Source organism: Nocardia lasii (assembly GCF_042658545.1).
Lineage (GTDB): Bacteria > Actinomycetota > Actinomycetes > Mycobacteriales > Mycobacteriaceae > Nocardia > Nocardia lasii.
The window spans coordinates 126,684-145,811 of sequence record NZ_JBHSQN010000009.1; the positions used below are offsets into that span (position 1 = coordinate 126,684).

The following is a 19,128-nucleotide window of genomic DNA, read 5'->3' on the forward strand; positions in this document are numbered from 1 at the left end:
TGGGGGACTCAGCGCCCGTCCCGCTCACCGGCACGCTCGGAGACGCGCGAGACCTCGTAGCCCAACAGTCGCTCGGCCTCCTCGATGCCACCCTGGAGATCGCCGACGGCGTTCATCTTCGACAGGTCCAGACCGATGGTGACCAGGGTCAGCGCGATCTCCGAGGACAGGCCGGTGATGATCACGCTGGCGCCCATCAGGCCCGACGCGTCGACGGTCTGCACGAGGTGGTTGGCCACCACGGAGTCGATGGCGGGCACACCGGTGATGTCGATGACGACGACCTTGGCGCGGTTGGCGCGGATGGCGCGCAGCAGCTGCTCGGTGAGCTGGCGGGCGCGCTGGGAGTCGAGCACGCCGATGATCGGCAGGATGAGCAACTGCTCGCGCACCTGCAGCACCGGGGTGGACAGCTCGCGGATGGCTTCCTGCTGCTGGCGGATGACGCGCTCGCGCTCCTGCACGAACGACACGCCCACGGTGTTGGCGATGCGGTTGGCGGCCGGTTCGTAGGCGTCGAGCACCTGGTTGAGCAGTTCGAAGTTGGACTGGTACTTGGAGAACAGCGAGCGGGCGAGCACGTCGCGCAGCAGCAGCACGATGCCCAGAACCTCGTCGGTCTCGACGCCTCGGGGGATGATGCGCTCGGACAGGTCGCGCGCGTAGGCCTGCAGCGCCTCGACGCTACCGGTCTCGAGCACCTCGACGTAGTTGTCGAAGATCGAGGTGGCCTCGGAGAAGATCTCCTCCGGGGTCATCGCGGTGAGCAGCTGGGCGTCGGTGATGCGCCGGGCCCATTCCTCGCGCAGGGCGGTGCGGTTCTGCCGGAGGTGGTCGACCAGTTGCGGTAGCAGATTGTCTACCGGGCGCACGGGCACCGAATCCGCCGAAAGACTCATGGACACCTCGGACATGGAAACCCCTGCCCCTTTCGACGACGAATATCTCGGTGCGCACAGTGCGCGTTGAGCCTGAGCCTACTCATACCCCCGCGGTGGTGCTGCCCAAACATCATGTCTCGGCTAATCCGGGGCGAACCCGCGTTCGAGGGCGCGCAGGGCGCGGTCGAGGTAGACGGTCAGGTCGGTGTCGCCGCGTTCGAGCCAGGCGTCGAAGGCGGCGCGGGCCGCGGCCAGGGTGGTGCGGCCGATGGCGAGCGGGAGCAGGTCGGTGGCGGTGGTGTCGAGCCGACTCGCGGCGAACTCGCCGACGGCGCGTTCCCAGGCGTCGTAGTGGGCGCCGGCACCGGCCGACAGCGCGGGCACACCCGAGATCAAGCGCATCCTGGTGCGCAGTTCCGGGATGTCCTCGGCGCGATATCTGTTGGCCGCCACCACGATTCGTCGGACCGCCGCCATCATCGGTTCCTCGGCCGGTACTGCGGCGAAGGCGGCGCGCAGGTCGGTGACCTCGTCGTCGAACTGGTGCCAGAGCACCTCGGCCTTGGTGGGAAAGTAGCGGAAGAAGGTGCGTTCGCTGACCCCGGCCTCGGCGGCGATGCGGTCGACGGTGATGTCGTCGAACCCGTGCTCGGCGAACAGGCGCATCGCGATCACTTCGAGTTCGCGGCGCGTGGTGCGCGGCGGGCGACCGCGGGTGGCGCGCGGGGTCGAGGTGGACATGGAGACAGCGTAGGGGGCGGTCGAGACCGGCCCTTGATTATGTCAGTGACTGACGTTAATGTTGCGCCATGTTCGTGGCGCACCTCACATCTCCGCAGGTGCATGCCCGTGCCGTCGCCGATGTGATCCTCGTCGTTCCGCTCGGGTCCACCGAGCAGCACGGGCCGCATCTGCCGCTGTCCACCGACACCGATATCGCCGTCGCGGTGTGCGCGCGGGTCGCCGCCCAGCGCGCCGACGTGCTCGTCGCGCCCGCCCTCGCCTACGGGGCCAGCGGTGAGCACGCCGGGTTCGCGGGCACCCTGTCCATCGGGCAGGCCGCCCTCGAGCTGCTCGTGGTCGAACTGTGCCGCTCGGCGACCGAGACGTTCGCGCGGATCGTGCTCGTCAACGGGCACGGCGGCAATGTCGAGGCCCTGCGCCGGGCGGTGGCGCTGCTGCGGTCCGAATCGCGCGACGTGCGCCTGTACTCGCCCCGCTACGGCGGCGACCCGCACGCGGGCCGCACCGAGACCGCCATCCAGCTCGCCCTGCGCCCCGAAGCGGTGCGCGTCGACCTGGCCGCACCGGGGGACCGGCGCCCCCTGGCCGAGCTGCTGCCGCTGCTGCGCGCCGGTGGCGTGCGCGCGGTGAGCCCCAACGGCGTCCTCGGCGACCCCACCGGGGCCGACGCCGCCGAAGGCGCCGCGCTGTTGCGCCGCGCCACCGACGATCTACTGGAAGACCTGCGCCGCTGGTGGCCGCGGGATCGTGAGGAAGGACCCCGATGAATCCCTGGTTCGAGACCGTGGCCGAGGCGCAGCGCCGCGCCCGCAAGCGCCTGCCGAAGTCGGTGTACGGCGCGCTGATCGCGGGCTCCGAACGCGGACAGACCATCGAGGACAACCAGAGCGCGTTCACCGAACTCGGTTTCGCCCCGCACTGCGCCGGCCCGATCGGCGCACGCGACCAGTCGACCACCGTGCTCGGCCAGCGGGTGTCCATGCCGGTGCTCATCTCGCCGACCGGCGTGCAGGCGGTACACCCCGACGGGGAGGTGGCCGTCGCCCGCGCGGCGGCCGCGCGCGGAATCGCCATGGGGCTCAGCTCTTTCGCGAGCAAACCGATCGAAGCGGTGATCGCCGCCAACCCGGCCACCCTGTTCCAGCTCTACTGGTGCGGCGACAAGGACCAGATCCTCGAACGCATGGCCAGGGCGAAGCGGGCGGGCGCGGTGGGCCTGATCCTCACCCTGGACTGGTCGTTCTCGCACGGGCGCGACTGGGGCAGCCCGGTGATCCCCGAAACCCTGGACCTGCGCACCATGCTGAGATTCGCGCCGCAGACCCTGGCCCGCCCCCGCTGGCTGGCGACCTACCTGCGCTCGGGCTCGATCCCCGACCTCACCGCCCCCAACATGGCCGTCGGCGGCGGTCCGGCCCCCGGCTTCTTCGGCGCCTACGGCGAGTGGATGCAGACCCCCGCTCCCGACTGGGCCGACGTCGCCTGGATCTGCGCCCAGTGGGACGGCCCCGTCCTGCTCAAGGGCGTGATGCGCGTCGACGACGCCCGGCGCGCCGTCGACGCGGGCGTCACGGGCATCTCGGTGTCCAACCACGGCGGCAACAACCTCGACGGCACCCCCGCCGCAATCCGCGCCCTGCCGGTCCTGGCCGAGGCCGTGGGCGACCAGATCGAGGTCCTGCTCGACGGCGGCATCCGTCGCGGCAGCGACGTCGTCAAAGCCGTGGCGCTGGGCGCTCGCGCCGTGCTGATCGGGCGCGCCTACCTCTGGGGCCTGGCCGCCAACGGTCAGGCCGGCGTCGAGAACGTCCTCGACATCCTGCGCGGCGGTATCGATTCCGCGCTGCTCGGCCTGCGCAAGACCGCGATCACCGACCTCACCCCCGACGACATCGTCATCCCCGCCGGCTTCTCCCGCGCGTTAGGGGTTCCTACGGGGGAAAAAGATTCTGGCAAGCGGGATTTCACGAAGGACGGAAGTGTCGCCGCGGCGGGTGCGCGTCACTAGTATCGGCGCGAGGTCAGCACCGTCGAAGGGGGTCTGTGGTGAGTGTCGAGTCGGTGGTCGAGGGCTCGCGGGGTCGAATCATGATGTCGCGCAGCGTGTCCTACACGCTGCCCGCCGTGGTCGCGGTCGCGCTGGTCTCGGCGGGGTGTAGTTCCACGGCCGCGAAGCCGGCGCCGCGCGCGGCCTCGGCCACGCTCACCACCACGTCCACGCCGCCGACCACGACCTCCTCGGCCAGGCCGACCACCACCCGCCCGACCACCACGACCGCCACCGCGGCCGCCACGGCCACCGGCGCCTCGGTGGGGGTTTGCGTGGACAAGACCACCAATGTCCGCGTGGCCGACAGTCAGTGCGATACGGCCGACACCCGCTACGCGCGCTTCTGGTACCAGCACACCGACACCTTCGTCTACCCGGCGATCGGCGTGGCCGTCGCTCTCGCGGCGGGCAGTTTCCTGCGCCCGACCCGGGGCGAGGTCTTCGATCGCGGCGCACCCGTGACCGGCGGCACCGTGGCGCGCGGCGGCCTGGGCACCTCCCGACCCGGCAGCACCGACGGTGGCGGCGGCAGCGGCGGCGGTTAGTCCTCGCCGGGCGCGGCGGTCTGCAGGCGACGCGGCGGTTCGGTCGCGGCGCCGTGCGCGCGGTGATGATCGACGAGCACGTCGTAGATCTCGGCGAGGGTGGCCAGCTGCTCGCGATCGAGCACATCGATCATGTGCTTGCGCACACTGCGCACATGCGCGGGCGCGGCCGTGACCAGCAGTTGCCCGCCGGTCGGGGTCAGCTTGGCGACGGTGCGCCGCTGATCGTGCGGCATCGTCTCGCGCGAGACCAGACCGCGCTTCTGCATGCGGGTGATCTGATGCGAGAGTCGGCTCTGCGACCACTCGAGCGCGCACGCCAGATCGGCGAAGGTGAGTCGCTGACCCGGTGCGTCGGCGAGATAGACCAGCACGGAATACTCGACATAGCTCAGGTTGGCCGCTCGGCCCGCGTCGCGTCCGATCGCCGCGGCGATCAGGTCCCTGGTCCGGACATAGCCCAGCCACGCACGCATTTCGACATCATCGAGCCACTGTGGATCGGTCACGATCGAGCTCCGGATTCTGAAGGCGCGGGCTTCGGTATGAACGGTGCATCCCCGCCACCGCCCGGAGAATGGGTAGCACCGTTTGGGTTGAACGTGCAACCTCGACAATGGTTCCGGTCACTCCGAATTCTCACATAGGGTTGCCTAACCCCTGTGCGGGGAACCGTGGTGGTTAGGCTGCGGATTGCTTTGTGACCAGCCCTGCCTGGTGCTCCGCCGTGGTGCGGTGCCCGCCCTGCCCGAAGGAGTGCGATCCGTGACCGCCCCGGACTTCCGCTATTCCGATCTGCTGCCGATCGGCGCGGACGAGACGCCCTACCGTCTGCTCACCAGCGAGGGGGTCAGCACCGTCGAGCACAACGGGCGCACTTTCCTGCAGGTCGATCCCGAGGCGCTGCGGCTGCTGGCCAAGACCGCGATCCACGACATCAGCCACTACCTGCGCCCCGATCATCTGCGCCAGCTGCGCAAGATCATCGACGACCCGGAGTCCTCGGGCAACGACCGTTTCGTCGCGCTGGATCTGCTCAAGAACCTCAACATCTCCGCCGGCGGCGTGCTGCCGATGTGCCAGGACACCGGCACCGCGATCGTGATGGGCAAGAAGAACGAGGGCGTGCTCACCGGCGCCGACGACGCCGAGTGGCTCAGCCGCGGCATCTTCGACGCCTACACCGAGCTGAACCTGCGCTACTCCCAGCTCGCCCCGATCACCATGTGGGACGAGAAGAACACCGGCACCAATCTGCCCGCCCAGATCGAGCTGTACTCGACCGAGGGCGACGCCGACAACCCGGTCTACAAGTTCCTGTTCATGGCCAAGGGTGGCGGTTCGGCCAACAAGTCGTTCCTGTACCAGGAGACCAAGGCCGTCCTGAACCCCGAGCGCATGCTCGAGTTCCTCGACGAGAAGATCCGCTCGCTGGGCACCGCGGCCTGCCCGCCGTACCACCTGGCCGTGGTCATCGGCGGCACCAGCGCCGAATTCGCCCTGAAGACAGCGAAATACGCCTCCGCGCACTACCTGGACAACCTGCCCACCGAGGGCTCGATCACCGGCCACGCCTTCCGTGACCTCGAGCTCGAGGAAGAGGTCTTCCAGCTCACCCGCGAGTTCGGCATCGGCGCCCAGTTCGGCGGCAAGTACTTCTGCCACGACGTGCGCGTGGTCCGCCTGCCCCGCCACGGCGCGTCCTGCCCGGTCGCGATCGCGGTCTCCTGCTCGGCCGACCGCCAGGCCCTGGCCAAGATCACCAAGGACGGCATCTTCCTCGAGCAGCTGGAAACCGAACCGGCCCAGTACCTTCCGGAACAGACCGCCGACATCCTCGGCGGCGACGTCGTCGAGATCGATCTCAACCGCCCCATGGACGAGATCCGCGCCGAGCTGTCGAAATACCCGGTGAAGACCCGTCTTTCGCTGACCGGCCCGCTGGTCGTGGCCCGCGATATCGCCCACGCCAAGATCAAGGAACGCCTCGACGCGGGCGAGCCGATGCCGCAGTACCTGCGCGACATGGCCGTCTACTACGCCGGCCCGGCCAAGACTCCCGAGGGGTACGCCTCGGGATCCTTCGGCCCCACCACCGCCGGTCGGATGGACTCCTATGTCGACCAGTTCCAGGCCGCGGGCGGCTCGATGATCATGCTGGCCAAGGGCAATCGCTCCGCGCAGGTCACCAAGGCCTGCCACGAGCACGGCGGTTTCTACCTGGGCTCGATCGGTGGTCCGGCCGCGCGCCTTGCCCTGGACTGCATCAAGAACGTCGAGGTGCTCGAGTACCCCGAACTCGGCATGGAAGCGGTCTGGAAGATCGACGTCGAGGACTTCCCGGCCTTCATCGTCGTCGACGACAAGGGCAACGACTTCTTCGCCGAAACCGCCAAACCGCTGGCCCTGCGCGTGCGTACCCGGTCCAAGGAGCGCGTGTAGATCCCTCGCCGCGGGCAGCGACATACCGCCCGCGGGTGTAATGTGACGCGCGACATAACGGCGTACAGGGCTTCATGGGGGTGCGAGTGGTCGGCGGCGAAGTGCCACTGGGTCGGCGAGCGCGCACAGCGAAGCTGGGGCAGCTCGCCGCCGGCCAGGCCATGCGCGGCGTCGGTCGACGATTGTCGATGATCGGGCGCACCGAGGAGGCCAGGCAGGTGCTGGCCGAGCGCTCGGCGCTCACGACCGCGCAGCAGGTCGTCGCGGTGCTGGGCAGCATGAAGGGCTCGGCGATGAAGCTGGGTCAGATGGCCTCGGTGCTCGACCTGGACTTCGTTCCCGAGGCCCATCGCGAACAGTTCCGCGTCCAGCTGGCCGCGCTGCAGGACCGCGCGCCCGCCGTCGACTTCCCGACGATGCGCGCGGTGATCGAGGCCGATCTCGGGCCGCTGGCGCGGGTCTTCGCCGAGTTCGACGAGACCGCGGTCGCGGCCGCCTCGATCGGGCAGGTGCATCGGGCCCGGCTGCACGACGGGCGCGTGGTCGCGGTGAAGGTGAAGTATCCGGGCATCGATCGGGCCGTGCGGGCCGATATCGAGAACCTCGAGTTCCTCGGCAAGATGGGCAGGTCGATACTTCCCTCGATCGCCGATTCCGGGGTGCTCGAGGAGATCGCGAACAACCTGCGCAGCGAACTCGACTACGCGCGCGAGGCGCGGACCCAGCACCGGGTGGCGCGGCGCTATCGCGACCACCCGTTCATCGTCGTGCCCGACGCCGTTCTCGAGCACTGCACCGGCACTGTGCTGGTCACCGAATTCGTTGACGGCCAACCCTTTTCGCACCTTCGCACCCGCTCCGCCGCCGAGCGCGACCGCTACGGGGAGCTGATCTACCGCTTCTATCTCGGGTCGCTGTTCGTCGACAACGAGTTCTGCGGTGACCCGCATCCGGGCAATATGCTGGTGGCCGCCGACGGCCGGATCGCCTTCGTCGATTTCGGGCTGTATCACGAAATGGACAGCGTGCACGTCGAATTCGAGCGCTCGTGTCTGCGCGCGGCGGCCGAGGGCCGGGCCGAGGATCTGTACCGGGCGTGGGTCGGGCGGGGGATCATCGACCCGGACGCGGCGGTGACCGTCGAGGAGTGCATGGCCTACGTGTGGGCGGTGACCGGCTGGCATCTGCTCGACGAGGAGGTCACCATCACGCCCGAATACGCCACGGGCGCACTGCTTCTCGCCGCCGACCCGCGCTCGGCGGACTTCCAGGGCATCCACAAGCAGTTCCTGCCCCCCGAACACGTGTTCTCCCGGCGGGCCGACCTGTTCACCTTCGCCACCCTCGGGCAGTTGCGCGCGACCGCGAACTGGCATCAGCTCGCCCGCGAGTGGCTCTACGACGAACCACCGAGCACCGAGATCGGCCGGGCGATCGCGGACTGGCGGTCAGGGCGCGAACCCGGTCGATAGGATCAACGACATGAACTCTGCGCGGGGCCGCCTGACCGACCGGATCCTGGTGACCGTCGCCGCCACCGCGGCGCTCACGGCCGTCGGCGCCGGTATCGCCGACGCGCACCCCGCCCTGAGCGAACAGTCCCAGTCCGCCGAGGGCACCGAGGGCCTCGACCCCGCCCTCGCCCTGGCCTACACCCTCGCCGAACAGCAGGCCCACGCCGAGGGCGTCCCCCTCTCGATCACCTCCGGCCACCGCACCTACGAGCAGCAGCAGTGGCTCTGGCAAGACGGCCTCGCCACCCACGGCACCCCCGAGGAAGCCCGCCGCTGGGTCCTGCCACCCGAGGAATCCACCCACGTCTCCGGCCACGCCATCGACGTCGGCCCCCAGTTCGCCGCCCAGTGGCTCGAGACCAACGGCAACCGCTGGGGGCTGTGCCGAACCTTCGACAACGAGTGGTGGCATTTCGAGTTGGCGACCGCGCCCGGGGCGGCGTGTCCGCCCCGGGTGGCCGACGCGAGTATGCGCTAGCGGCGGAAGCCGCTGTCGGTCAGCGCAATTCGGCGAAGAAGGTGCGGATGTCGGTGGCGTGGGCGGTGGGTTCCTCCATGGCGACGAAATGGTTGCCGGGGTTGTCCGCGGGCCAGTGGGTGATCTTGTTGCCGCGGTCGGCGAGGGTGCGCATGAGGGGCGAGCCGCCGCCGTAGACGCCGGTGGGGACCAGGTTCTGGTCGCGGGGCCAGGCGAAGCCGCCGTCGCGCAGGCCGTCGTACATCGGCCAGGACGAGGTGCCCGTGGTCTGGGTGAACCAGTACAGGGCGACGTTGGTGAGCAGGTGGTCGCGGTCGATCACGTCCTCGGCCAGCTCGGCCATCGGGGTGAACTCCTGGAACTTCTGCAGCATCCACGCCAGCAGGGCGACCGGGGAGTCGTTCCAGCCTGCGGCGAAGCTCTGGGGCGCGGCTTTCAGCAGGGCGTGGTGGTCGACGCCGCCGGTCATCCACTGCTGCATCTCGTCCCATTCGGCGCGATCGCGTGCCGACATCGCGGGTACGTCCGCCGCCGTCGGCATCCCGATGCCGCCGTCGAGATGCACGCCGATCACGTGTTCCGGTGCGGCCACGGCCATTTCGGGGGCGATGTAGGCGCCGAGGTCGCCGCCCTGGGTGCCGTAGCGGTCGTAGCCGAGCCGGGCCATGAGGGTGGTCCACATGCGGGCGACCGTCGCGGTGGTCATGCCGGTCTCGCGCGGCGCCTGGGAGAAGGCGAAGCCGGGGACCGAGGGGATCACCACGTCGAAGGCGATGGCCGGGTCGAGGCCGTGGGCGCGCGGGTCGGTGAGCGGGCCGATGGTGCGGGTGAACTCGACGAACGAATTGGGCCAGCCGTGGGTGAGCAGCAGCGGCACCGCGTCGGGTTCGGGGGAGCGGACGTGGACGACATGCACGTCGAGTCCCTCGATCTCGGTCACGAACTGCGGGAACGCGTTGAGGGCGGTTTCCTGCGCGCGCCAGTCGAATTCGGTCGCCCAGTATTCGGCTACCTCGCGCAGGTATTCGGTGGGCACGCCGCGCTCCCAGTCCGCGCCCGGCAGCGACGGCGCCCAGCGGGTGTTGCGCAGGCGGGCGCGCAGGTCGTCGATCTCGGCCTGGGGGATGTCGATGCGGAACGGGCGAACGGTGCTCATCGGAACTCCTCGTTGTCGGTGTGATGCCGACGCTATCGGCCATCTAGGACAGTTTCGGTCCTAGATGCGCGCGATACTGGAAACCATGACCGACACCGCCGCCCGCCTGCTCCGTCTGCTCTCGCTGTTGCAGTTGCCCCGCGAATGGCCGGGCAGTGAACTGGCCGACCGGCTGGGCGTCACCGACCGGACCGTGCGCCGCGATATCGACCGGCTGCGCGAACTGGGCTATCCGGTGGTGGCCGCCATGGGGGCGAGCGGCGGGTACCGGCTCACCGCCGGTTCGGCCCTACCGCCGTTGATTCTCGACGCGGACGAGGCGGTCGCGGTGGCCGTGGGGCTCAGAGTCGCTGCGGGACAGGCGGTTGCGGGCATCGAGGACGCCTCGGTGCGCGCCCTGACCAAACTCGAACAGGTCCTGCCCGCGAAATTGCGCCGCCGGGTACGCGTGGTCGGCGCGGCGGTCGCCGTCCGCACCGGCGAGGGCCCCACCGTCGACCCGGAAGTCCTCACCACCCTGGCCGCCGCCGTGACCAACCGCGAACGCCTACGGTTCACCTACCGGGACGCCACCGCCACCGAATCCCACCGCCACACCGAACCCGTCGGCGTCGTCGCCGCGGGCCGCCGCTGGTACCTCGTCGCCTACGACCTGGACCGCGCCGCCTGGCGCACCTACCGCGCCGACCGCATCACCGACCCCCACCCCACCGGCGCCCGCGTCACCCCGCGTGAGCTCCCGGCCGCCGATGTGGCCGACTATGTCGCCGGCCGCCGAACCGACTGGGGCACAACGAAATACCACGTCGACGTGACCATCGAAGCCCCCGTACACCGAGTCACCGGCCGCCTGGGCGAGGAACCCGGCACCCTCCACCCTGTCGACGCCACCACGACCCGCCACCTCGACACCCGCGACGACGACCCCGCATGGCTCGCCACCCAACTCCTCACCCTGGGCGCACCTTTCCACCTCCACAATTCCCCAGAACTCCGCACCTGCCTCCGCACTCTCGAGGCCCGACTGGCCTCCGCACTCGCCGACTGAACACGAAACCCGGCCCACCGGCCGGTCCAGGTTCGCGGCTCGGGCCGACCCTGTCGGTTGGTGCGCGCACGCCGAGTCCGCGTGACGCGCAATCGCGCGACCGCCACGCCATATCGCGGTCGATAATGCGCTGCGGCAAGGGATTCCGACTCAGTACAGTCAGTGGATGGTCTTCGATCGAGTGCCGTGCCGGTGGCGGAAAGAACCGTTCGAGATCTCGGTCCGGGGATCGGCGTCGTGTTGTGTGTGCTGGGCGCGGCCCAGGAGACGGTCGCGGACCGACTCGTGGAATGGGAGCGGTTGGACTCGCTCGGGGCGGTCCGCGCGCTGCGCGACCTGGTCCTGGACGGATGCCGGGTCCGGGAGGGCCGGGTGCTCCCGACGAACTCCTACTGGGAGCGGGACCGGATCACGTATCGGGAAGTGGTCGACTGGCTCAACGACGGCCCGGCCCTGGCGGCGGTGACGGCGGCCTTCGATCGGGCCGACGAGCCGGAGCTGCTCGAGCTGCTGGCCGAAACGTACAGCGCGCTCGACCTTCGGTGAACCGCCTCGTAGGCGAGCGGTCGGCTCGCCTACGAGGGGTCGGGTGGATCAGGGGTGGGCGGCGATGGCCTCTACCTCGAAGAGCATGTCGGGCATGGCCAGGCTGGTGATGCCGAGGAGGGTTTGGGTGGGTGGGGTGGTGCCCCAGTGCTGGGCGATGGCCTCGGCGAGGGGGCCGAGTTTGGTGACGTCGTGGTCGACGACGTAGGCGCGGAAGGAGACGACGTGGCTCAGGTCCAGGCCGTGGGCCGTCAGGGCGGTGGCGAGGTTGGCGAAGGTCTGGTTCACCTGGGCGGCGAAGTCGGGGGAGACAACCGAACCGTCGGGGGCCGAACCGTATTGGCCCGAGACGAACACCAGGCCCGTGCCCGCGGGGACGGCGGCGGTGTGGCTGTAGCCGAAGCGGACCGGATCGTGCAGGGCGGGCGGGTTGAGGAGGGTGTGGGCAGGATGCGGCTTGGTGTTTGTCATGAACGAGAGCCTGCCGGGATTACCTGACATCTTCTGTCGTGTATTTCGGTACAGTTTCTCGCATGCGCGCCGACCGCCTGGTTTCCCTGGTGCTGCTGCTGCGCCGACACGAACGGCTCTCCGCCGAGACGCTCGCGCGCGAACTGGAAGTGTCCACCCGCACCGTGCTGCGCGATATCGAGGCACTGTCCACCGCGGGCGTCCCGGTCTACGCCGAACGCGGCCGCCACGGCGGCTTCTCGCTGCTGCCCGGCTTCCGTACCGAACTCACCGGCCTCAACCACGACGAGGCGCTGGCCCTGCTGGTGGCCGGATCACGCCGGGGCGCACAGGCTTTCGGCCTCGGCTCGGCCCTGTCCTCGGCCATGCGCAAGGTGCTCGACGCCCTGCCGGAGAGCTATCGCGACACCGCCACCGGTTCGGCCCGGCGCCTGCTCATCGACCCGGACACCGACCTGCTCGCGCGCCCGTCGATCCCGCGCGACGCCTCCGACACGACCATGGTCGAGGTCCGGCGCGCGGTGCTCGACGGGCACCGCCTGCGAATCCACTACGCCGCCGCCGAACAGCAGGCCCGCTGGCGCACGGTGGATCCGATCGGCCTGGTCACGGTGCGCGGCCAGGGCTACCTGCTGGCCATGCGGGCGGGCGTCGACCGCACCTACCGGCTGTCGCGAATCCTTGCCGCCGAGGAACTGCCCGAACCCGCCCAGCGCCCCGAACTGGTCGACCTGGACCGGATCTGGCAGGAACGCGGCGCGCGATTCCGCGCGGGCGGCGACCAACTCACCGTGCTCGTCGCCCTCGATCCCGCGCGCCGGGCGGAGCTGCTCGACACCGCGCTGGGCGTGCGCGCCGAGGAGACCGGCGCCGACGGCAGGGTGCGCATGGAACTGACCTTCCACGATCCCCGGCACGCCGAGTGGGCGCTGTGGCAGCATGCCGAGACCGTGGAAGTCCTTGCCCCGCAAGGGTTACGGGACAGTTTGCGCGACCGGGCCGCCGCGATCCTCACCCGCTATCGCGCGCCCGCCGACGACTCAGAGCCGCCCGGCGTCCTTGAGCACCCGGCGTGACTGCGCGAACAACATCCCCACATTGACCGTCTTGCGGCACACCACGACCACCACCATGTCGTCGCGGCTCTCCGCGCGCAGGAACAGGTGCGTGAGATTGTCGGAGTTGACCAGGATCTCCTGGAAGTAGTGGTCGTCGCTGCGCACCCCGCGACGCTCCTTCCAGATGTCCTCGATCATCACCACATTGCGCCCCTGGAACAGGTCGAGGGTGGCGGCGGCGAGCAGGTCGAGCACCTCCGGCGGATGGTTGTCGACGGTCTCCACCGACAGCAGCATGCCGGTGGACATGTCGATGATCCCGGTCGCCAGACAGTCGGGCACCTCGGCGCGTAGCGATTTGACCAGCGCGCCGAGCCGTTCGGTCATGCTGGACGTGGCGGGAATGTCGATGTTGTTCATAGGATCCTCTCGGTGCCCCGCAACAGCGGCGCGTCGGGTGCGTCCACGGCGGTCGCGGACGGGAAAACGGGCTGGGGTGGCCGGGGCCGCAGGGTGTCGTTGATCCCGCTGGCCCCGCGCCGACGCCGCGGCAGCGCGGAATCACCGCCGGACACCGGAATCGGGGTCTGCGCGCGCGGCAGCGGCACGGTCAGATGCCCGGTGGACAGCAACCGCGCCACCTCGACGGTGACCGGATAGAGCGAGCGCCCGAGCAGGAAGGCCAGATCCCGGCAGGTGCGGGTGCCGTCGGACAGGCGCAGGATCTCCCCGGCGATCCCCTCGGTGTGCTGCCGCGCCGACCGCCCGAACGGCGTGGGCGTCAACAGGTTTCGGTGCGGGGACAGGCCCGCGTGCGTGAGCGCGCCGAGTCGGCGTTCGGTCTCGTCGAGCAACCAGCGCGGGTCGTAGCCGAGTTCCTCGAGCTCGATTGGGGCGGGCTCGGCGTCGATGCGCCGACCGCGATCGACCCACCCCGCCGCGATGGCGAAGGTCGCGTCCACCACGGCGGTCATCCGCAGCAGGCGCGTGTGGGCCAGCCCGTGCGGTCGGTCGTCGCCGTGGTCGAGCAGCGCCACACCGGGTGCGCCGCTGGTGATGACGGCCACGACGAGTCCGTCGACGAAACGGATGTCACCGCCCGGCTCGCCGGTGATCCGCAGGATCCCGGTGAACCGGTGCGCGCCCGCCTCGGTGAGAACCGAGGCGAACGCGACGGTGGCGTCGCGCGGCGCGACAGGGAATTGCATGGTGATCACATCCCGCCCTCGGTTGGGGAACGTCGGCGCCGGATCGGTGCCCTGGTCGTTTCGGCGACGGCGCGCCGGCAAAGCCCACGCGGCGATTCCGGTGAACAATTCCGGCACTCTCATCGGCTCGGCGCGTGAATTCGACAGCGAATTCAGCGCATCGGTGCACGAAGGGGCAACCCACGCCCCGAGTCCACCGCGCGGGCGGACCGCACACGATCGGAAACTCGCCGGTAAGTTACCGGTGCGGGCTGATATCTACGGTGACAGCGCACGTCGATCCCCTGATAATTACGGAAAGGGCCACTCCAGGACCGCGTCGCCGGGGGCAGGCCGGAATCGACGCGTGAGCGAAATCCTGGCAGCACCACGGTTTTCGAGCAACCGATTCCGCGAAATTGCCCGAGTTATTTCCGTGGAAATCAACTGGTCGGTCTTTTACCCTCCGGCAAATGCCTGGATACCGGTCGGTACTCGCGCATGCGGCGTCAAGTCCGGTTGGCGCAGTGGGTGTTTCAGCCCACCGGCGCGGGTTCGCCCGGCATGCCCTCCAGGGTCAGTCCGCCCTCGATGGTGGTGGGAACGCGCCGACGATTCGGGGAGCCGAGCGCGGCGGTGAGGTCGCCGCCGTCGTGCTCGGCGAGCAGTTCACCGCTGTCCCACACGAGCAGGGTCGCGCTGACGGTGTTCTCGGCGGTGGAGTGGGCCAGGTCGTAGTGCGCGCACCCGGGGACGTGCGGGTAGGTGATCCACAGGTCGTAGCCGGTCATGAACAGGTCCAGATCGAATTGCACACTGAGACCGAGCAATTCGCTGCGCCCGTTGTCGTCCACACCGGCGAACGCCTCGTCCAGGGCCAGCAGGCGCGGGGCCTGCGGGTCGGCGGAATCGAGCATCACGTGCGCCGCGGCGAACAGCGGCAGGTGCAGCGAGACCGACTGCTCGCCGCCGGACAGGGCACTGTGGCGGGCCACGGTGAGCTTGTCCTCGGTGCCGTCGCCGGTGATCAGGGTGAACGAGAACACCCGCCAGGTGCGGTAATCCAATGTGGCGGCGAGGATTTCGGGGTAGGAGCGTTCCGGGTGGGCGCTGCGGGCGGCGCGGATCTCGGCGGCGAAATGGGCGCGCACCGCACCGAGGTCCTCGGCGCTCAGGGCCGTGGTGTCGCGGTCGAGCAGCTTGCACACCGCGCGCGCCGCCTCGGACAGCCCGTCGGCCAGCACCCAGTGCACGCCGATGGTGTTGCCCGAGGACATGCGGCGCTGCTTCATCTCCGCGCCCATCCGGGTGATCAGCCCGCGGGCGTCGGTGGTGCGCTCGTGGATCTGCTGGGCCAGCCCGGTCAGCAGCGCGTCTTCGAGGATGCGGCGTTCGGCGTCGGTGAGCAGCAACTCCTGGTCGCGGCGGGCGGCGTCGATGCGGGCGGCGAAGTCGGCCAGCGCGGTCTGGCCGTTCTCGTCGTGCACGGCCACGACGGTGAGCCCGTCGGCGGCGTCCCAGTGCAGGCGATAGTCGCGGCCCGAGGCGGTCAGGGCGGCGTCGAACTCCTGCAGCGCGGTGGTGACCGCGGAGCGGGTGGACTTGCGGCCCGCTTCGGTGGGGCGCACCTGGGCGGTGGCGGCGTCGAGGTCGGCGAACAGGGCCGCCACCTCGTCGGGGAGCACCACCGGGTCGACGTGCGGGCCCGCGGCGACGATGCGGTAGCGCAGTTGCTCGGGGGTCGACCACGCGGCTTCGCTACCGGGCCACCGGTGTTCGACGCCGGCGCCGAGCAGGCGCAGCAGGTCGGGGCGGGCGTAGGGGGCCAGGGAGCGGACCTCGGCGAGCACCTCGGTCAGCGCCCGGGACAGGGCTTCGGTGGCGGTGCGGGAGGCGGCTTCGGCGTCCCCGACCGCCTCGATCGCGGCATTGGCGGCCTTGCGCGCGGCCCGCTGTTCGGCCTTGGCGGCGTCGATCGCGGCACGGGCGCGGTCCAGGTCGCGGTCGATGTCGGCGGCGCCGGCGCCCAACGCCTCACGCAGGGTTTCGAGTTTGCGCTGCTGTTCGGTGTAGCCGAGACGGGCGGCCTCGGCCTCCTCGGCGAACGCCTCGGCCAGGGCGCGGGCCTCTTCGTGTCGGTCGGCGCCCTCGCGTTCGCGTTCGCGTTCCCGCTCGTGTTCGGCGCGCAGGCGCAGCAGGCCGGTGCCGGTGTTCTCGAAATGGCGGATCGCGGCGGCGAGGGCGTCGAGTTCGCGGGCCTCGCGGGGGGTGCGGTGCGCGAGGGCGGCCGCACGGACCTTCTTGTCCAGGGCGGCGACTTCGGCGACGGCTTGGTCGAGTTCGCGTTCGGCCTGGGTGGCGGCCTCGGCCCGAGACCGCATCAGGCCCGCGGTCTCGGCGACGGCGCGCAGGGCGGAGGTCACCGCGGCCGGGCGCGGCAGGGCCTTCGCGGCGGTGGTGATCGCGGCCAATTCGGCTGTGGCGCCGGCATCCTCGGCGCGGGCGGCCTCATGCTCGGCCGTGGCGACCTCGATGGCCGCGTCGATCTCGGCCAGCCTGGCCGCGCGGCGGCGGGCGCGCGCGGTGGCGCCGATGAACTCGGCCTCGGGCTTGTGGTGATGGCCGAGCAGAACGCCGTGGCGGAAGAAGCCGGTGGTGGCGATCACGACGTGCGTGACATCCGCGTCCACGCCGGTGGTGAGCGACGCTGAGGTGGCGGCGCGGGGGGAGTGGCCGTCGGCGTGAGCGGCGGCGACGGGCGGTGTCGGATCGATGTCGTGGAGGGCGATCGACGCGAGGAGGGCGGTGACAGTGTCGGTGGGGACGGGTGAGTCCTCTTCTGCGACAAGGACATCGGCGAGGGTGGGGCCGGTGGGGCGCTGGTCGTGGGGGAGGGGGACCAGGAAGTGGTCGGAGTCGATGGCGGCGGGCATGGTCGGGCCGCTGATCCAGCTGTCGAGGAGACCGGCCGCGTGCAGGGCCGCTTCGATTCCGGCGGCGTCGGGGGCCGACACCGTGTCGGCGAAGCGGACCAGTTGCCACAGCGGCGCGCCCGGAAGTGCTTCGCGCACACCGGTTCTGGTGGGGTGCGGTGGGGGAGCGTCGTCGCGTTGGGCGGCGACGCGGGTGCGTTCGGCGGTGAGGGCGGTGCGGCGGCCCGCGGCCTCGGTCGCCCGAAAGCGGGCTTCCTCGCGGCGGGTGCGGATCTGCTCCCGCAGTGGTTCACAGCGCTGCGCCAACACCTCGGACGCGGCGGGAATGTCCGCCACGCCGGCGCCCGCCATGGCGGCCTCGAGTGCGGTGAACAGGTCGACACCATCGGATCGGCCTGCCTCGGACACGCGGTGGACCGTCGGCCCTCGGTCACCGTTCGCAGCTCCCGCGCGCAGGTCGGTGCCTACACGCGGGTCGTGGCCGCCACGGGGTTGCGCCGAGGACGTGACGGTGTCGTCCGGTGCCGAATCGGCTGCCGCGGACGCGCCGAGGGCCTCGTCCGGCGTCGTGACGGCGGCGAAGACCTCGGCGTTGGTGTTCCACCAGGTGCGCAGGGCGGCGGCGGATTCGGTACGGGCCAGTGTGACCGCCGCTTCGGCGTGGGCCACCTCGGCGGCGGCCGCGTCGCGGAGTTCGACGGCGCGCTCGGCCATGCGCTCGCACCGGGTGCGGTCGGCGGCGGCAGATTCCCACGCGCCCAAGGCTTTTCGGACGGCGCGCACGTCGGCGTCGCGTTCCTCGGCGTGGCCGTGGACGGTGGCGGTGAACTGGTCGCCGCGACCGTCGGTGACCGGCGGGGTCCACTCGATGCCCGCCTCCTCGGCGGCGGCGCGCAGGGCCTCTTCGCCACGCACGAGCGCGGCGGCGGCGGTGTGGGCGGCTTCGGCGGCGCGGTCGGCTTCCTCGGCGCGACGCTGCACCGTCTGCCCGGCCTCGGCGGCCTTGTCTCGGTGCGCGGTGGCGGAGGTCTCGAGGCGGCGCACGGCGTCGGCGAGGTCGTCGAGCTGCTGTTTGCCCTCGTAGGCGCTGGAGCGTTGCAGGTTCTCGCGGTCGGCGATGGCCTGCTCGTAGGCGTGGTCGGCGGTCTCGGCGCGGGTCTCGGCCTCGGTGCGCTCGGTCTCGCGCCGGGTGCGCAGGGCGGTGGCGGCGAACAGGGCGGTGGCGGTGGCGGTGACCTCGTCGAGGCGGGTGCGCACCTGATCCACGTCGGTCTTCGCCTGCACCGCGAGATATTTGCGGTAGACCTCGACGAAACGGCGGGTGGCGGTATCGGCCTGGACGAGCCCGTCGAGGGTGCGCCCGACCTCCTCCATATCGCTGAACGAGCGGGCCGCGTCGAGGATCAATTGCTCGTCGAGGGGGCGCAGGCCGTCGGTGAGCGCCTGCGACAGGCCGCGCGGGTCCAGGTTCTTGGCGAGCTGGGGGCGGCGCAGGGTGAGGATCAGGTTGATCAGCTGGTCGTAGCGTTGGGTGCCGAGTCCGAACATGCGCGCGTCGATCGCGGCGCGATAGTCGACCGGGCGGTCGACGATGGCGTCGCCGCCGATCTGCTCGGCCAGCTGCTTACGGGTCAGCGGGCGGTCGTCGGGGCCGATGAGGGAGAAGTCGACCCCGGCGCGACCGTCGGCGACGAAATACCAGCGGGTCACCTTGTCCGAGGAGCGGGTGGCGCGCATGCCGATGCCGACGGTGACGACCTCGGGGTCGTCCCAGTCTCCGCGCGCGAACTCCATCCACACATACGAGTAGGCCGATTCCTGCTTGCGGTAGAGCAGGTTCGACTTCATGGTGCGTTCTTCCCCGGCGAACGGGTTGAGCCTGCGCGGTTCGATGCGCCCGTCGAGCACGAACGGGAACAGCACCTCGAGGGCCTTGGTCTTGCCCGAACCGTTGGGTCCGCGCAGCACGAGGCGACCGTCGGCGAAGCTGAACTCCTGGTCGCGGTAGTCCCACAGGTTGACGATGCCCGCGCGGGTCGGGATGAAGCGCACTCCGTCGTGAACGAGTGACATGC

Annotated in this window: 18 protein-coding genes; 9 read left to right on the forward strand and 9 right to left on the reverse strand. The window is 70.5% G+C overall.

The features are described 5' to 3' along the window. Window positions 1-8: 8 nt before the first annotated feature. Complete coding sequence (locus ACFP3H_RS13785; protein WP_378605113.1) at window positions 9-914, reverse strand: STAS domain-containing protein; 906 nt, start codon at window positions 912-914, stop codon at window positions 9-11. A 108-nt stretch (window positions 915-1,022) separates the two neighbouring features. Next, window positions 1,023-1,622: a mycofactocin system transcriptional regulator gene (mftR, locus tag ACFP3H_RS13790; RefSeq protein WP_378605116.1), complete on the reverse strand. Its 600-nt coding sequence runs from the start codon at window positions 1,620-1,622 to the stop codon at window positions 1,023-1,025. A gap of 68 nt (window positions 1,623-1,690) precedes the next feature. On the opposite strand from mftR, the gene mftE reads away from it, so the two are divergent. Both mftE and mftD read left to right on the forward strand, forming a co-directional pair. Beyond that, window positions 1,691-2,392: a mycofactocin biosynthesis peptidyl-dipeptidase MftE gene (mftE, locus tag ACFP3H_RS13795; RefSeq protein ID WP_378605119.1), complete on the forward strand. Its 702-nt coding sequence runs from the start codon at window positions 1,691-1,693 to the stop codon at window positions 2,390-2,392. Continuing rightward, window positions 2,389-3,633: a pre-mycofactocin synthase MftD gene (mftD, locus tag ACFP3H_RS13800; protein ID WP_378605122.1), complete on the forward strand. Its 1,245-nt coding sequence runs from the start codon at window positions 2,389-2,391 to the stop codon at window positions 3,631-3,633. Before mftE ends, mftD begins: the two co-directional genes overlap by 4 nt. Window positions 3,634-3,733: 100 nt before the next feature. Here mftD and ACFP3H_RS13805 read toward each other — a convergent pair whose 3' ends face one another. Further along, a complete protein-coding gene (locus ACFP3H_RS13805) occupies window positions 3,734-3,955 on the reverse strand; it encodes a hypothetical protein (RefSeq protein WP_378605125.1) in 222 nt (73 codons plus the stop codon). Here ACFP3H_RS13805 and ACFP3H_RS13810 point away from each other — a divergent pair. Continuing rightward, window positions 3,948-4,220, forward strand: coding sequence for a hypothetical protein (locus ACFP3H_RS13810; protein ID WP_378605128.1), 273 nt, complete (start codon window positions 3,948-3,950; stop codon window positions 4,218-4,220). The two genes, ACFP3H_RS13805 and ACFP3H_RS13810, sit on opposite strands and share 8 nt — an antisense overlap. On the opposite strand, the gene ACFP3H_RS13815 is transcribed toward ACFP3H_RS13810, so the two are convergent. Further along, a complete protein-coding gene (locus ACFP3H_RS13815) occupies window positions 4,217-4,729 on the reverse strand; it encodes a MarR family winged helix-turn-helix transcriptional regulator (RefSeq protein ID WP_378605130.1) in 513 nt (170 codons plus the stop codon). The genes ACFP3H_RS13810 and ACFP3H_RS13815 overlap by 4 nt on opposite strands. Window positions 4,730-4,985: 256 nt before the next feature. Between ACFP3H_RS13815 and ACFP3H_RS13820 the strand changes: the two genes are divergently transcribed. The 3 genes from ACFP3H_RS13820 (at window position 4,986) to ACFP3H_RS13830 (ending at window position 8,654) form a co-directional block, all read left to right on the forward strand. Then, window positions 4,986-6,662, forward strand: coding sequence for a fumarate hydratase (locus tag ACFP3H_RS13820; RefSeq protein ID WP_378605133.1), 1,677 nt, complete (start codon window positions 4,986-4,988; stop codon window positions 6,660-6,662). A 74-nt stretch (window positions 6,663-6,736) separates the two neighbouring features. Continuing rightward, window positions 6,737-8,134, forward strand: a complete 1,398-nt coding sequence (locus ACFP3H_RS13825) for an ABC1 kinase family protein (protein ID WP_378605136.1) — start codon at window positions 6,737-6,739, stop codon at window positions 8,132-8,134. Window positions 8,135-8,144: 10 nt separating this feature from the next. Beyond that, the gene (locus ACFP3H_RS13830; RefSeq protein ID WP_378605139.1) at window positions 8,145-8,654 is read left to right on the forward strand and encodes a M15 family metallopeptidase; all 510 of its coding nucleotides are present in this window, start codon (window positions 8,145-8,147) and stop codon (window positions 8,652-8,654) included. Window positions 8,655-8,673: 19 nt separating this feature from the next. On the opposite strand, the gene ACFP3H_RS13835 is transcribed toward ACFP3H_RS13830, so the two are convergent. Next, on the reverse strand, window positions 8,674-9,810 hold the full coding sequence (locus ACFP3H_RS13835; RefSeq protein ID WP_378605142.1) for an epoxide hydrolase family protein: 1,137 nt from the start codon (window positions 9,808-9,810) through the stop codon (window positions 8,674-8,676). An 85-nt stretch (window positions 9,811-9,895) separates the two neighbouring features. Here ACFP3H_RS13835 and ACFP3H_RS13840 point away from each other — a divergent pair, with 85 nt between their 5' ends. After that, the gene (locus ACFP3H_RS13840) at window positions 9,896-10,858 is read left to right on the forward strand and encodes a helix-turn-helix transcriptional regulator (protein ID WP_378605145.1); all 963 of its coding nucleotides are present in this window, start codon (window positions 9,896-9,898) and stop codon (window positions 10,856-10,858) included. Window positions 10,859-11,095: 237 nt separating this feature from the next. After that, window positions 11,096-11,404, forward strand: a complete 309-nt coding sequence (locus ACFP3H_RS13845; RefSeq protein ID WP_378605148.1) for a hypothetical protein — start codon at window positions 11,096-11,098, stop codon at window positions 11,402-11,404. 48 nt (window positions 11,405-11,452) lie between these two features. Here the strand turns inward: ACFP3H_RS13845 and ACFP3H_RS13850 are convergent, their stop codons facing one another. Continuing rightward, window positions 11,453-11,875 carry a RidA family protein gene (locus tag ACFP3H_RS13850; protein ID WP_378605151.1) on the reverse strand — a complete coding sequence of 141 codons (423 nt, stop codon included), beginning with the start codon at window positions 11,873-11,875 and terminating at the stop codon, window positions 11,453-11,455. Between the two features lie 62 nt (window positions 11,876-11,937). Between ACFP3H_RS13850 and ACFP3H_RS13855 the strand changes: the two genes are divergently transcribed. After that, the gene (locus tag ACFP3H_RS13855; RefSeq protein WP_378605154.1) at window positions 11,938-12,951 is read left to right on the forward strand and encodes a helix-turn-helix transcriptional regulator; all 1,014 of its coding nucleotides are present in this window, start codon (window positions 11,938-11,940) and stop codon (window positions 12,949-12,951) included. Here the strand turns inward: ACFP3H_RS13855 and ACFP3H_RS13860 are convergent. From ACFP3H_RS13860 to ACFP3H_RS13870, 3 genes are all read right to left on the reverse strand, one after another. Next, window positions 12,916-13,353 (reverse strand): hypothetical protein, encoded by a 438-nt coding sequence (locus ACFP3H_RS13860; RefSeq protein ID WP_378605157.1) that lies wholly within the window; start codon window positions 13,351-13,353, stop codon window positions 12,916-12,918. The two genes, ACFP3H_RS13855 and ACFP3H_RS13860, sit on opposite strands and share 36 nt — an antisense overlap. Beyond that, window positions 13,350-14,141 (reverse strand): hypothetical protein, encoded by a 792-nt coding sequence (locus tag ACFP3H_RS13865; RefSeq protein ID WP_378605160.1) that lies wholly within the window; start codon window positions 14,139-14,141, stop codon window positions 13,350-13,352. Before ACFP3H_RS13865 ends, ACFP3H_RS13860 begins: the two co-directional genes overlap by 4 nt. A gap of 515 nt (window positions 14,142-14,656) precedes the next feature. Next, the gene (locus ACFP3H_RS13870; RefSeq protein ID WP_378605163.1) at window positions 14,657-19,126 is read right to left on the reverse strand and encodes an SbcC/MukB-like Walker B domain-containing protein; all 4,470 of its coding nucleotides are present in this window, start codon (window positions 19,124-19,126) and stop codon (window positions 14,657-14,659) included. Window positions 19,127-19,128 lie beyond the last annotated feature (2 nt).